15 protein-coding genes are annotated in these 14,868 nt (G+C 40.2%); 4 read left to right on the top strand and 11 right to left on the bottom strand.

Annotated features, from left to right (window positions below; genetic code table 11):
- Window positions 1-53: 53 nt before the first annotated feature.
- The 9 genes from JMW90_RS09995 to JMW90_RS09955 form a co-directional block, all read right to left on the bottom strand.
- Window positions 54-1,219, bottom strand: a protein-coding gene (locus JMW90_RS09995) for an IS3 family transposase (protein ID WP_201563752.1) whose coding sequence is annotated in 2 segments (ribosomal slippage) — window positions 54-961 and window positions 961-1,219 — 1,167 coding nt in all. Because the reading frame shifts where the segments join, the coding sequence is not laid out codon by codon here.
- 21 nt (window positions 1,220-1,240) lie between these two features.
- The gene (locus tag JMW90_RS09990; RefSeq protein ID WP_201563749.1) at window positions 1,241-1,408 is read right to left on the bottom strand and encodes a hypothetical protein; all 168 of its coding nucleotides are present in this window, start codon (window positions 1,406-1,408) and stop codon (window positions 1,241-1,243) included.
- A 77-nt stretch (window positions 1,409-1,485) separates the two neighbouring features.
- On the bottom strand, window positions 1,486-2,724 hold the full coding sequence (locus tag JMW90_RS09985; RefSeq protein WP_201563747.1) for a PDDEXK-like family protein: 1,239 nt from the start codon (window positions 2,722-2,724) through the stop codon (window positions 1,486-1,488).
- Window positions 2,725-2,745: 21 nt separating this feature from the next.
- Window positions 2,746-3,213, bottom strand: coding sequence for a DUF1810 domain-containing protein (locus JMW90_RS09980; protein ID WP_201563745.1), 468 nt, complete (start codon window positions 3,211-3,213; stop codon window positions 2,746-2,748).
- Between the two features lie 81 nt (window positions 3,214-3,294).
- The gene (locus JMW90_RS09975; RefSeq protein ID WP_011513288.1) at window positions 3,295-4,296 is read right to left on the bottom strand and encodes a leucine-rich repeat domain-containing protein; all 1,002 of its coding nucleotides are present in this window, start codon (window positions 4,294-4,296) and stop codon (window positions 3,295-3,297) included.
- Between the two features lie 74 nt (window positions 4,297-4,370).
- Window positions 4,371-5,459, bottom strand: coding sequence for a helix-turn-helix transcriptional regulator (locus tag JMW90_RS09970; protein WP_227691934.1), 1,089 nt, complete (start codon window positions 5,457-5,459; stop codon window positions 4,371-4,373).
- Between the two features lie 53 nt (window positions 5,460-5,512).
- A complete protein-coding gene (locus tag JMW90_RS09965; protein ID WP_201563743.1) occupies window positions 5,513-6,370 on the bottom strand; it encodes a PP2C family protein-serine/threonine phosphatase in 858 nt (285 codons plus the stop codon).
- Between the two features lie 123 nt (window positions 6,371-6,493).
- Window positions 6,494-7,078: a YqiA/YcfP family alpha/beta fold hydrolase gene (locus tag JMW90_RS09960; protein WP_201563741.1), complete on the bottom strand. Its 585-nt coding sequence runs from the start codon at window positions 7,076-7,078 to the stop codon at window positions 6,494-6,496.
- Between the two features lie 46 nt (window positions 7,079-7,124).
- Entirely contained in the window at window positions 7,125-8,057 is a 933-nt protein-coding gene (locus tag JMW90_RS09955; RefSeq protein WP_201563739.1) for a hypothetical protein, read from the bottom strand.
- 860 nt (window positions 8,058-8,917) lie between these two features.
- Here JMW90_RS09955 and JMW90_RS09950 point away from each other — a divergent pair.
- From JMW90_RS09950 to JMW90_RS09935, 4 genes are all read left to right on the top strand, one after another.
- Window positions 8,918-9,967 (top strand): TRAP transporter substrate-binding protein, encoded by a 1,050-nt coding sequence (locus tag JMW90_RS09950; RefSeq protein ID WP_201563737.1) that lies wholly within the window; start codon window positions 8,918-8,920, stop codon window positions 9,965-9,967.
- A gap of 17 nt (window positions 9,968-9,984) precedes the next feature.
- A complete protein-coding gene (locus tag JMW90_RS09945; RefSeq protein ID WP_201563735.1) occupies window positions 9,985-10,512 on the top strand; it encodes a TRAP transporter small permease in 528 nt (175 codons plus the stop codon).
- Complete coding sequence (locus JMW90_RS09940) at window positions 10,509-11,798, top strand: TRAP transporter large permease (protein ID WP_201563733.1); 1,290 nt, start codon at window positions 10,509-10,511, stop codon at window positions 11,796-11,798. The genes JMW90_RS09945 and JMW90_RS09940 overlap by 4 nt, the downstream gene beginning before the upstream one ends.
- Before the next feature lie 679 nt (window positions 11,799-12,477).
- Window positions 12,478-13,242, top strand: coding sequence for an IclR family transcriptional regulator (locus tag JMW90_RS09935; RefSeq protein ID WP_201563731.1), 765 nt, complete (start codon window positions 12,478-12,480; stop codon window positions 13,240-13,242).
- 75 nt (window positions 13,243-13,317) lie between these two features.
- Here the strand turns inward: JMW90_RS09935 and JMW90_RS09930 are convergent, their stop codons facing one another.
- On the bottom strand, window positions 13,318-14,556 hold the full coding sequence (locus JMW90_RS09930) for a CaiB/BaiF CoA transferase family protein (protein ID WP_201563729.1): 1,239 nt from the start codon (window positions 14,554-14,556) through the stop codon (window positions 13,318-13,320).
- A 154-nt stretch (window positions 14,557-14,710) separates the two neighbouring features.
- On the bottom strand, window positions 14,711-14,868 hold a 158-nt coding region (locus tag JMW90_RS09925), incomplete at its 5' end, for an acyl-CoA dehydrogenase family protein (protein ID WP_265089232.1).

The following is a 14,868-nucleotide window of genomic DNA, read 5'->3' as shown; positions in this document are numbered from 1 at the left end:
TGAAGAGTGACCCCTGCCGTCAAATCCGTACACATAGACTTGGGAGATTTTAGTTACGCAGCCTGACGATAAAAGTCAAACCACACCTGTCTTGGCGACTTATAGCCCAAGCCCTTTTGAATCCTCGTTTGGTGATAGTACAGCTCAATATATCCAATGATATCGCTGATGGCTGCAAACCTTGTTTTATAGTCTTGGTGATACACCAACTCATTCTTCAACACGCCCCAGAAGCTTTCTATTGGCGCGTTATCAAAGCAATTACCTTTACCACTCATCGAGCCTGTAAACTGCTGCTGCTTGATGATCTTATGGTACGCGTGGCTACAGTACTGACTGCCTCTGTCTGAATGAACGATTAGCCCTTTGCTTGGACGTTTGTTCTTGATTGCCATATTGAGTGCACGGCATACTAAATCCGCTGTCATGCGCTTATTAATGGCGTAGCCGACCAGCTCTTTGGTGTAGAGGTCTTTTAGTCCAGCTAAGTACAACCAGCGCTCGTTGGTCCAGATATAAGTAATATCACTGACCCAAGACTCATTAGGACGCTTAGCATTAAACTGCTGTTCCAGCACGTTTGGATAGACTAGCTTGTTATGGTTTGAGTCGGTGGTGACTTTAAAGCGTTTATGACGACGGCATTTGATACCATGTTCATCAAAGATGCTTCTGACCATGTATAAGCTAATATCAAACCCTTGCTCTATCAGCTTTGCATGCAATCGATCAACACCGTAGCGCTCACAAGTTTCACTGTGAGCGGCTTTAACCAGTAGCTCACAATGGTTGCGATGTATTTGTTGGTCGCTGATATCACGATTAATCCAATCGTAGTAGCTTGACGACTTAACACTCAGTACACCGCACATAGAGACGATACTAAAGACCTGTCTATTAGTTTTTATAAAGGCGTACTTCACTAACTGTTTTTCGCAAAGTACGCGGTGGCCTTTTTTAGTATCTCGCGCTCCTCCTCAGCTACTTTGAGTTGTCGTTTGAGACGCTTGTTTTCTTCCATCACTGCCATAAGCTGCGGATCGTACTGTTCAGTTCCTGCAAGCTTGCCCTGATTGGCTTTATTGTGCCAGCTAGATAAGGTTTGCATGGCTATACCAAGCTGCTTTGCGGTAGCTGAGATATTGCCATTATTGTCTTCTATCTTCTTAACCGCTTCAGCTTTAAATTCTGTACTGTAGGTTCTTAATTTCTTGGGCATGGTAAACTCCAGTTGTTGTGCTTAGTTTACCAAGTTTATCTCTACGGTTTCTTCAGCATAGCTCACCTCTTGCAAAGCCTCTTTATCCATAGTGTCGAGATCGACGTAATCAGTATCCTCTGTTACGATGGTCTGCTCATCAAGTACCTGTTGTTTGGCTAGATAGTCTTGAATAGTTTTAGTAGTCATAGTCTAGCTGTCTCTATTTTGAAGGAATTAGAGTTGATATTGTGTACTGTTGTAATAGTTTCATCTAGGAGACGAAATCAATGATTAAAACAACTATTTTCATTCAATACTTGATAAACTTTGTCCATTTCTTCCAATATTTTATCTGCCATTGTGTCGTTATTAATCATAAGCCACGCCTCGCTTGAACCTTTCCAGTCTTGGGGTTGAAAATTGTAGCCGGCTGGCCAAAGCTTCGTATTCCAAATTTTCTTATCACTAAAAGCAATATCAAATACTGTTTTGATTTTCTCCTTATTTAAAGAAGATTTCACCAAATCCTCTGAAGCAAATCTAATCCCTAAACATGGACGATCAAAATTTGCGCCTTGGAATTCAAAGCAAATATACCCGATATCATAGTTTGGTATTATAAAATTAATCTGCTCGTAGTTTTTACCTTTTCCAAGATTACTGATATCTAGTTTATAATGAGTCTTCTCACATTTTTTTAGTAGGTCAGTTTTTAGCTTTTTTATGAGTTCTCTTTTCATCTGATCAATAGTATTAGAAACTTTAATACTAGCATCAATAGTCTCAGAATTTTTTCCAATAATTTCCACAACTGCATTACTTTCGCTCATATCCTCTATCCCCATAAATTGCTTCTGAATAAACTTAATTAGCTGCGCAATAAACTCACTAACGCTGTGATTTTGGCACTCGACTTGACATGCTTTGAGCCAACCTACTAAATCACTAAACTTTACAGCGCTAAATTGATTTTCATCAGTCAAAACTTTTAACTCATTAGCTTTGATACTATATTCGCTTGGGCCATAATCAGACTCACTAATATAAATAAGATGCCAAGCTTTAGAGTGTCTCTTCTTAAGCTCAATAGCATAATCTTTTAATTGTTCGAACTGATCTGTTGCATAAGGCTTATTTTCAATGCAGATGCCATAGCTATCGCTGCCTACCTGACAGTTCAGATAAATATCCATACGGCGCGAGCTATTAATTTTTTCAGTGACTACTTCCAATAAAACCTTTGTCTTCTCTATATTATTAAGAAAAGACTGCCATTCAGGTGCTTTGTGTATAGTAGATAAGCAGTGTTCAATAAATAGCTTAAGAAAAATCTCTTGCTGAGCATGGCTACCTTTTGGATCAAGTAAAGCTGCTAATATACGACTAAGTCCCAATTCATCAGTGTTGATGTATTCAAAGGTATTAAAGTCTGGTGAGAGCTGTCTGCTATAGAGTGCTTGCGCGGTCTCTAAGGCCGTAACCTTTTGGCTTACTTCATTTATTAATTTTTGAACTTCACTCATAGTCATTTCTCCTTTAACAAATTATGATTTTAATAGAGTTTGTTTCCAATCACTTAATTGCATTAACATTCTGATGGTATTTATATCGTAACTGCTTCGGTAAAACTGATCCAAAAGCTCGTCAAAAACACATTTTTTATTAGAGGAAGCCAAAGTAAACAACGTAAGCGAAGAGTGTAATTTCAGCGTATCGATTGATCCGAAAATTTCTAAAGCGCTTTTATCAGGATGTAGCAATAGTAATTCAGCACACTCTCTCAACCGTGCTCCAAGCACATCGTGCTGCAAATACTCTTTTGCCTGCTCTAGACTCTCAATTGCAAAACGCCGAGCCATTGTGCTGTGTCCCAACCCTTTCACTTGCGGGAAAATAAACCACATCCAATGGGTCCGCTTACGCCCTTCGGTTAACTCTTTAATAACCGATGGATAAACAGTATTTTGAGCTTGAATAAAATCATCAAATAGATGCTTATTTGTAGTTTTCATTTCCTGTATTCCTTGCTACTTAATAATAATCATTTGCAAACGATGTCCACAATTTCATTCAAGCCATTACCTTACGCCAAACTACCCAACCATATATATCATACCCATCCAACAGTGCTCAGGCTTATCGACAACTTTTGCACTATAGAAAATATGTTCATCCTCTGCACCCATATTATCAATAGTATCTGACATAACTTTGAACTCATCCACTGTAAAATAACGGTTACTTTCCACTTGAAACATCACAGATTTTACGGTTATCTCTTTAGGAATTTGATCAATAATCTGACTAAATACTTTGTCTGATTCAGACACTTCTAATGCACTAGCTTGTATAAATTTAGCAGGTTTCGCAAAATTTATTGCTTCTCTAACATCTCCAAAGTCTATAGCCATCACAGAATAGTCGAAAGTAGTTTCAAACATATTTATTATTTTTTGTACTTCATCAGGCTTGCAAATGATCACGCCATCCACCACATCAAAATCATCAATAGTTTGTTCAGTGGTTTGCAAAACGAGTAAGAACTCTAATGCTGCTTTGAACTTTAAATCAATTAGTGCTTTTTCATTCCAATCATCACTAATAAGAACAAACCCGAAAAAGGATAAGCCATAATTCTTTTCCAAGGGGCTATATAACGAAGTGAAAGCCATACGCTCTATATATAACGTTTCATTTTCATTATGATACTTATCCATAAGAGTCGTGGGTAGCTGATTGCTTAAGTGAGTAGGAATATTTAGCGAACTCAAACTGATTAGCCTAGCAAAGCTCTCAGGAAGTTGCTTAACCTCATCACTAGTAATCGTCAATCGCTCTAACTGACTTAATTGACCTATAGACTCTGGCAAACGTTCAAGCGCTTTGCAGTTTAGGGCTAAATGGGTTAGGTTGTGTAAGTAACCAATACTTTCAGGCAGCTCAGTAATCTGGTCAGAGCAGATCTCCAATTCTGTTATCGTCAATAGATGCGCTTCGTTTCGTGGTAAATCCTTTTCAGAAATCCCATACTCATCGGCCCATGTCCACAGCTCTGACATCCATGGTTTTGCAGTAGTAGTATTGTTTGTTATCATTTTAAACTTCCTGTTAAAGTTGAGAATCAACTCTTCGTTAAATAATTTAAGATCACATTATTAATAACTGAATCTTAATCTCCATATAACTCTAACGCACTATGTAAGCGCTCTAGAATTACGGTTTTTAGCACTGGTGGCTCAATGACAACAGACAACTGTGACATACTTACCAGCCAATCTTGCAGACGAAGCGTATTAGCAACCGTGGCACTGACTTGATTCCAAGTGTCATCGATAGCAATAATTTTTTGATCTATCGATAACGGACGCTCGTATAAATGCTGACAGGCATATCTTTGTACCTCTAAAACCAGTTTGATCTGTGCACTATCAGTCGGCTCTAACCTACCCAGTTTATGCAAATGCTCTAATGAAAAAGTATCTCGCCCTACCCAGTCAGGTATCGGCTTATCTATGACTACTGCCTCGGTAATACGATTGATTGCAAAATTACGATGCGCTTTTAACAGTACTTCATCATCGATATGATCATCAGTAGGATCAAAGCCTGTGAGATAAACCATATTGTCAATAAAGATCAGTCCTTTAGGATAAACAACTCTTTGAGTTGGTTTTTCTTCCCATTTACTTTGATAGCTTATTTTTAATTGACGATTTTGTAGCAAAGCTTGATGAATACTGCCAAGCACGTCATTATCAAGCTTTGGTGCTTGCACGATACTAGGTAAAGTGATGAGATAATTTTGCCATTGCCCAAGCTCGCTTTGATGGAAACTCTCCTTATCCTGTCGACGTAGTTGAGTGAGCTTAGCTGTGATCCCTTGTTTAAAAGACACTGGTAAATAGTTTGCAGTATATTTATCAAGCATCTCCCAAAAGAACACTGTTTGCTCGTTAAGAACGTCGATACTAAAGCTCGGTTCAATATAAAAGCGTGCTGTTTGTCCGCTGATATTTTGCCCCCATTCCGGTACTCGAACTAATGCATCACTATAAAAAATACCGTTAAAGATTTGATTTAAGCCAATCAGATCGTTCTCTAAGTTTTTACGCTCATTAGCGAAATTATCTGGATTATCACCATAACCAATCATCAACTCTGTCAGTGACACAGCATCCGCTTCACTACGAGGCAGACATTGATATAAAGCAAATAGACGTGTCGACTTTGTATAGCTGGCCATTGGATGCGTGGGCATAGCATTTACCCTATTACGTGATGAGCTCATCACTTCATTATTAAAATAAGTGTTCAATAAAAACGAACCAAAATGGCTGTGCCATTATCATAAGCATTGCCATCTGAATCATAGACCTGATTTTTAAGAGTGATGAGCCACTCCTGTAAATCTGTCTGTGCACTGACAGTTTGCCAATCATAACTTGGCACTAAGTCATGAATACCATCCGTACAGACCAAGAGACAGTCGCCACTATTAACATCAATAGTGCAAGAGTTGGCTTCTGGTACTTCACTGCTTATATAGCTGTCATCAGCCGTCAATGCAAAGCATTCGGTAATGCTATACAGACTTCCCGCCATTCCTTCTCGGTTATAGTCAGAAAACTTAGCTTGCCGACCTTGCTCCTGTGCCTGCTGATCAATGAGTTCATTTAGCAAGTTATGATCGCGAGTCAGACATTGCCATTGTGACGCGCCTTCGGGCAGCCAATAAACACGACTATCCCCTACATGGGTTATCGTTGCCTTTACTAAGCCTTCACTATTTACTTCTCCCACTACCATCGCGAGGGTTGCCGCTGCACCATGACGCTTAGATGAATGCTTGGCTTGATTAATCGATTGATGAATAGCATCGGCCGTTAGCTTTCTATGATTCCTCCATAACCGGCTAATTGCTTTCACCACTGCCTTTGAGCAGTGCTGCGATTGATTGGAGCTTGCCACACCATCAGATACTGCTAAGCAAAAAGGAGATGCCACTGGTGTCACCGCCATCACACCTAAGTCTTCTTGATACCAGTTATCTAAAAAGAAAAAAGCATCTTGCTGCAGGTTATTACTGGCATTACCCTGAAAGGTAATCGCACAGGCTTGTGCTACTGACTTGGCAGATTTTGGATAGCGGTCATTTGAGGAAGTATTCATAGCGGTAAGCCCTTACGGTTATCATAGAGGCCAGTATAACGGACAACCTATAATTTTATTTTCTAGGTTAAGATATAAAATGAGTCAAATGCCAGGCGATTAAACCAATAATTATAGTATCGGCTATTCTTCCCCATGATACGTTGCCTCGTCCATCCAAATAATAGGGTCTTCGCACAGATGGACTAAGTGATACCAAATAGCTTCACTACGGGCAATTCGGTGATGACCATTCTCAAAGTACTCCACCTCCCAGCTGTCAGGTAAGTTCACCAGCGTTCGTCTGGCAACCGCTACATCCAAACATTCGTCTTCTACCTCAATCATCACTCGCATCATTTCAGTGTTTGAGGTGGGAAATGACAGCTTCATATCAGCCACTTGCGGAATACGATCGGCTAATACCTCACTAGGATAAATACAGGGTGCAATCAGTAGCGCACGCAAGTTATATTTATGAGCGAAGTGATTGGCAAACCATCCACCAAGTGAGTGCCCTGCTAATACTACTCGCGGATACTGCTTCATTTTTTCTTGAATTAATGTGTCATAAATATTGAAAATCTCTTCGAAATCATCTCTATAATTGACGGTTTGGCAATATTTGGGCTCACGTTTAATACAGGTGTATTTATTGGTCTCACAGCTTGAATCAAGACCGTGAAAGAATAGTAAAAATGTGTCGTTATTTTCAATGGGAAACATCATATCTTTCTCCTTTTTAGGTTTTTTTTATTGATAGTCAATTGCTCGCTCATAGGTTTGGCTTCAATGAGAGCGTGTTTTTATTAGCAATGTATGTCTTATATAAATCTAAAATCTCCGTGCAAGCCTCCACTGGAATATTCTTAGCAAAGCCCTTGTTAAACCAGAAATCATAAACGTCTTGTATAATCTCTTTTACCGCATCAGCATCGTTAGGCTTTAGCTCCTGTAATTTATGAGCAATGTCTTTTGCCTGTATATCAGATTCATTGTAGGGCGCGCTCCAACCCACACAATAACGGTACAGTACATCATTAATAGCCAGTATAAATATGGCATCAGCCACTCCAAGAGACTGGGTCAGACTATCTAATACCCAACAGCGTTCTTCATACACTGAAGGCTCTATCGGTATCTCACCCCGCTCAGACATACAGTCACAACTGACCATATGTGAGGGCTTACTAAAGTCATCCCACAATAGTGGATAGCTCTGACCAATCCCACCTTTTTCAACCACGTTAAAGCGCCAAATACCATAATGGGTATCAAGCCCCTTAAACGGAACATGAATAAAGTGCTGTATCAAATAATCACTGTCATAAATGATATGAGTACTATCAATACGCACGCCTTGATTGGGAAGTACGTCAGTGTATAACCGGTCCATATCATTGCTATAAAACGTCACTTTATTTAGATTTTCAACACTGACATCACCGAGCTTGGCACCCGCTTCATTTAAGTTCTGATATAGCTTAAATGGCGCTACAAAGTGTAGCGTCTGATCGGTATTATTAACAAAATAGATATCATCTTCATAGTCGTTAACAGACACGCTAGTCAGATAGAACAACGGAGTTTTAAGTGGTGGGGATTTACCATCATTCGGTAGTGACGGTAAACTTGAGAGTCTTGATACACCTGACCACTGTACATTGTCTATGCGTTTTTTCTCGAAAATACATTTTATATTCGTCATAGGATTGTCCTTATTATTTTAAAGGCAGTTTGGTAGTAGCGTTTTTTAATTATGGTAGTCAAAGCTTTAAGTCAGCCGTGTCTACTCGCAGCTTTTTGAGCAACGTTGTAGGGGCAAGATGAGTGAGTTAATTTGTTTAAGCTTATTTTTTTGACAAAAAGAGGTTTATTACCAGCATTTTCATGCAGGCTATATCTAAGTATTTTTTTGTGTTTATTGATAATCAGAATGGTGATGGTTAATGCAGGTCAAGAAGTTGTTGGGTTTAACGAAAATAGCAGAGTTATAAGGTGAAGCGTTGCGCTTCGAGGGTTAACTCTATGTCACGATATTTATTCCTAACTCAATAACTATAGTATAAAAACCAGTGGAAAGAAAGAGAATAAAATAGGGTGTACGACAACTACTGTCGCTTAGCCATAGTAAAATCTCCCAAGTTAATTTCTACGGATTTGACAATAGAGGTCAAAAAAGATTTAGCCTATAAAACGCCAATACAGATGTGGCTTGATTACTATCGTCAGGCTGCGTAACTAAAATTTCCCAAATTTGTTTCTACGGATTTGACAGCAGGGATCAAATCTAGGTTTGCTAGCTTTAGCATATTTATTGACATAGTAACGCTCCTTGTTATTAAACTTATTTATCATTAGGTATTAAGAAAATGATTATTAATGATTGATAAGCATCATATTATTCAATATACTGAATAGTAATTCAACATACGAATTATATGAAGCTCTATTTATCAATCAACGCTAAATTTGGTTCAAAGGATATTGAATTAATAAACGCGTAATTATTTAGATATTTAATAGAATAACTTCTTACTTTCCAAACACTATCAAAAGGAATCAATAGTGAAAATTGTCCCTCTATTCTCTGTAGCTGCGCTTGCAGCCGTTAGCCTACTTGGTTGTTCTAATCAGTCTGACAATGGCGATACCTCATCCTCTCAAGAAACCACCGTTCTGCGTTTTTCGCATTTTTATCCAGCAACCGCTGATGTCAATAAAGAAATCTTTGAGCCATGGGCTAAAAAAGTTGAAGAAGACTCGAATGGACGCCTCAAGGTGGAAGTATATCCATCGGCAACCCTTAGTAAAGCAGATACAGCTTATGAGTCTACAGTAAAGGGAACGATTGACATTGGTTCTCAAGTACAGGGTTATACAAGCGGTCGATTTCCATTGACTCAAATTGCAGAACTTCCAGGCTTGTCTAACTCGTCGACGCAAACAGGTTGCATGCTGCAAACTCTTTATGAAAATGGCACTATTTCTAGCGAATATGAAGATTCTCACCTGCTCTTTATGTTCGCTACTGGGCCTGGCACTCTACATACCACTGACAAGCTTATTCGAACCCCTGAAGATATGAAAGGTATGCGTATTCGTAGGCCTTCTGCTGTAGCAGGTGATATTATTGAAAGTATGGGTGCCTCTCCGGTAGGGTTGCCTGCAAACGATATATATACGTCTCTACAGCGTGGTGTCGTTGACGGGTTAAGTTTCCCATGGGAAGCGATCACAACTTTTAAACTCGATGAACTAACCAAATATCATACTAATATCCCGTTCTATAGTTCTGCTCTTATGATGACTATGAATAAAGATAAATATGAAAGCTTGCCCGATGACTTAAAAAAGGTGATCGATGACAACTCAGGTATGGCGCTTACTAAAAAAGTCGGTGAGATGTGGGATAGGACTGATTTAATAGGGCTTCAAGCTGCTAGAGATAGAGGTGATGAGATTATCGACATTCCGGATCCACTTAATGATCCAGACTGGAAAGGCCCTCTTCTAAAAGGCACCCAAAAATATCTCGATGATGTAAGCGCATTAGGACTCGATGCTGAAGGTGTTTATAAAAAAGCCAAAGAGGCTAGTGTTGCTTGTAAGGTTTAATCTATCGGAGGTTTCACATGGCATTTTTGATTAGAATCAGTCGCTTTATTGCAAAGATGTGTGAGTTCATTGGTGGTGTCAGCTTAATCATCATTGTGGTCTCCACTATTGCAGATGTCTTCTTCCGCTATATGTTCAAGCTCACTGGTGGTGAGCTTGGATTTACTATCAAAGGTGGCGTAGAGATTGTCTCTTATTTTATGTTTTTTGCATTGCTAGCCGCTTTTGCCGCTTATGTTGAACGTTCACAAATCATCGTAGACGTTTTCACCCAAAAAATGCCGCAGTCTATTAAAGGCTACATGATGGGCATCTTCATGATGGGTTTTTTCTTAATAGGTATCGTGTTCACATGGGGTTTATATGAGAATGCAGTCGATGCCGTCCATTTCGGTAAAGTGACACAAGATCTAAGAATTTCAATGATGCCTATCTATGCATTAAGTTCATTTTTAAGTGCCTTGCTCGCTATTCGAGCTCTCATCGAATCCATCAATATTTTCACAACGGGCGAGTTTTTTGACGCCGAGGAGACAGGAGCATGAGTCCAGAAATTGTTGGTGCTATCGGTTTAGTGTGCATGATTTTATTGGTCATCGGCAGGGTGCCTGTTGCTTTAGCTATGTTAGGGGTAGGACTAGTAGGTTTTGGGGCAGTGACATCGCCTAGTGGCGCGTTACAAATGCTAAAAGATATTCCAGTAGATGTCTTAGCAAAATATGATTACAGCGCCATTCCTTTGTTTATATTAATGGGGGTATTCGCTACTCATTCTGGTATGGCGAGCAAGCTTTTTGAGTCTACTCGCACTATCTTTGGTGGCGTCAGAGGCAGTCTTGGTGTTGCTGGTATTGGCTCATCAGGTATCTTTGCTTCTATTTCAGGATCTTCGTTAGCCACTGCGTCTACGATGGCTCGAGTGGCATTGCCACAAATGGAAAAATACGGTTATCAACCTGGTTTTGCCTGTGGCGTTTTAGCCGCTGGCGGTACTTTGGGGATCATGATCCCACCGAGTATCGCGCTGTTGGTATATGCTATCTTGACCCAGCAGTCGGTTGGCGATATGTTTATTGCTGGGTTTTTACCTGGTGTTTTAGGCATGGTAATGTACTCTATTACCGTCATGATCATGGTACGCTGGAAGCCACATTTAGCGCCACGTGGCGAGCGAACCCCGTGGAAAGCCAAAATAATTTCTTTAACTGGCCTTATTCCCTTTAGCTTTATTTTTATTATTATTATTGCCGGTATTTTCTTTGGATTATTTACGCCCACTGAAGGGGCAGCAGTAGGGGCATTTGCCTCTTGGGGCTATGCAGTTTTTAAAGGTATGCGTTTTGCAGGATTAAAGCAGTCGTTAATTGAGACCTTGGCGTTATCTGCGGTCGTATTTTTTATGCTGTTAGGTGCAGAAGCTCTTGGCTACTTTATTTCTGTGTCGCAGATGTCTAATACGCTAGCAGCGTGGATTGGTGGTTTAGACGTTAGTCCAATGATCGTTTTAATCTGCATCTTGATCATGTATTTTCTGCTTGGGTTGTTTATGGATGCCTTAGCGATGTTGGTCATTACTATTCCTGTGGTATACCCAATTATTCTAGCATTAGGTTTTGATCCCGTTTGGTTTGGTATCATTGCGGTATTAACTGTAGAGCTTGGGCTTATTACTCCTCCAATGGGCATGAATATATTTGTGATTAAAGCGGTAGCACCGCATATCAAGCTTGCTGATATGTTTCGTGGAGTAGCACCTTTTATTGTCTCTGACTTGATTCGATTGATTGTTTTGGTGGCCTTCCCAGTGATATCGGTTGGGCTATTAAACTAGGGATTGTTTATGGCTTATAGATAAGTAAATTATTATTTTAGTCGTTAGCGTCAAAAGGTTAGTCTTAATTATTCTTGCCATAGTGTCGTAATGACACTATGGTTCTTTTATGGGGTTAAGGTTATAACTGTAGTAGTCAACTCTTTTCACACACATTAGCTAAATCTATATACTATCTGTATTTGCAAGAAGTTACAGCTATAAATAATCACTCGTTGTCCTAAAACTATCGCAAGCAGGCAGCTTAGACGATGGTCTTCAGCACAGTACGACAAGCTAGGTTTCACAGAACGATTATATGGCTGGTATATCATTCATCAACTCTAATGAACGTAGTGTTAACATTAGAAAAAATAAAATATCGTATACCCATAAGCGATTTAAAGGTGCTTATGGGTATACGAACTAATATAACTGGTTGTTTACTTATAGGAATACGAGCATTTAAATATACCAAATACAACCAATTTTCTTGAAAGTATGTTCAGTGAATTAAAAGAATAACTGAATAGTTATGATGGTCTAAATAACAATATAAGCTGCTGTTTATCAAAAACTTGTATTGTCAAAATAGCTCCACCAACATGAATTGTGTCCATTAGTTAGTCGCTATCTTCTACTTTTTAGTATGGATTTTGTCCATTACACCTTTATTTTTGATTCAACTTATGGGTAAATTATGAGTACAATAACTGTTCCATCACTGGAAAAAACCTTCCAAATCCTAGATCTAATTACTGCCAGCCCGCAGCCATTAACTGCAGCGCATATCGCTAAGAAGTTGGCGTTACCACCAAGCTCAACCCATAATATTTTGCAGAGCTTATTGACCAAACACGTCATATACAAAGACGCCGATAGTCGCTTTCATTTAGGCTCCTATCTACTTTATTGGGCAGGTAAATACGAACAGCAACAAGGGGTCATACATTTATTTAAAGATCTTATTGTACAATATCCTATCCTGCTGCAGCATACCGTCACTCTATCTAAGTTGGACTTGGGCGAGGTGGTATTTTTAACCTGTCACGATGCACCTGCACCGCTTGGTTTCACCTTCCGTTCCGGTGTACGGGTGCCTGCGGTATTTTCAGCGTCTGGAAAAGCGATGCTTTCAACGCTATCCATGACTACAATTGAATCGTTATACGAAGGTCATTTCCCTAAACCAGTAACACTTAATGGCGTAGATAACTTTGATGACCTATCCACTGAGCTTACCGCTATTCATAACTGCCGTATCTCACTCGATGATGGTCAGCTGCGCGATGGTATGTATTGCTTGGGCACTTATATTCGTAATGCATCGGGTAGCGCCACCGCGGGTATGGCTGTCAGCTTTTTGCAGGCAGAATATGAGTCTAAGCGCAATGAAGTCAGCGCCGCGCTGATTGAATTAGCTGAACAAATAGAGCAGCGTTTAGGCTTTAAGCCTGCCCGTTAATTATAGCTCGACCTTTTAACTAATCGCTTTATCTCATCGTTGTCCTATTTTTCCAGTTACCTCAAATATAGCTTATCAAACAATCCCATCCGCTTTGAGCTTGGCTATCATATCGCTATCATAGCCCAAACCAGTAAGCGTACTGTCTGTATGCTCGCTTAGTTTTGGTGGTGGCGACCGGTAAGTGACAGGTGATGCAGATAATTTAATAGGATTACCAAGCGCTCTGACAGGGCTACCTTGCGCGGCAAAATCAACAATCATCTCGCGTGCTTGTACTTGCGGCATAGCCAAGGCCTCAGCCGCATTATGAATCGCCCCGCATGGAATGCCCGCTTGATCTAAAACGTCTAACCAATAGCTGCGTGGTCGCTCGGCAAACTGCTTGGTTAATTCATCGCACAGCAGCTCACGATTGGCAACGCGTTGCGGATTGGTCGCAAAACGGTGGTCACTATACCAATCAACGCCTAACACACCACAAAGCTTGGCAAATTGAATGTCATTGCCACAAGCCAAGATAAAGTGTTTTTCTCCTTCAGCTTCAAATACTTGATAAGGCACGATATTAGGATGCTGATTGCCCAGTCTTGGCGGAACTTTTCCGGATGCGAGATGGTTCATACCGACATTGGCTAACATGGCAAGCGCACTGTCTAGCAATGCCACATCGACATGTTGCCCAAGCCCAGTGTTGTGGCGTGCTAATAATGCTGCTTGGATACCGATAGTAAGCTGTAGTCCAGCAAATAAATCCACAACTGCTACACCAACCTTGTGCGGTTCACCATCACTAGGCCCAGTGATACTCATCAGACCTGACAATCCTTGAATAATATAGTCATAACCGGGGCGCTTGGCGTCTGGACCTGTTTGACCAAAACCAGTTAATGACGCGTATATTAAACGCGGATTATCTTGTTTTAGACTGTCGTAGTCTAAGCCGTATTTTTTAAGACCACCTACTTTAAAGTTCTCAACGACGATATCGCTGCTAGCGATAAGTTGCTTGATAATGGTCTGCCCTGCTAGTGTGTTGATATCGACGGTGAGGGATTTTTTATTGCGGTTAATGGTGGCGTAATAAGCGGAGGTGTTATCACTGAACGTTGGCGGTGCCCAATGACGCGTTTCATCACCAACACCGGGACGTTCAACCTTAATGACTTCAGCACCAAGGTCTGCCAATACCTGTGTACAAGAAGGGCCAGCCAACACTCTCGACAAATCAAGTACCTTGATACCGTGTAACGCGCCTTTTTGCACATTATTATTAATAGAATCAACCTGCTCCGACTGTGATATTACGGTCATAATAATCCCTTATTTTTTGACTCTTATTACTCATTTTGTCTTTGATGAATACTTAATAGCAACACGCGCCAACGATCAGAATCCACACTTAGCCACAATTTAACAGCAACGGCATAAATAAATCGCGGCTAAGCGCTTATTTCAATAAAACAGGTTAATAAAACGCCTGAATACCAGTCTGCGCACGACCTAAGATAAGCGCATGAATATCATGAGTGCCTTCATAAGTATTGACCGCTTCTAAATTCATCACATGACGAATGATATGGAACTCATCAGAGATACCATTACCGCCATGCATATCACGGGCAA

The sequence above is a fragment of the Psychrobacter glacincola genome, assembly GCF_904846215.1.
GTDB lineage: Bacteria > Pseudomonadota > Gammaproteobacteria > Pseudomonadales > Moraxellaceae > Psychrobacter > Psychrobacter glacincola.
The sequence above is the reverse complement of the archived record's forward strand: the minus strand, read 5'-3'. Positions and strand labels throughout refer to the sequence as shown.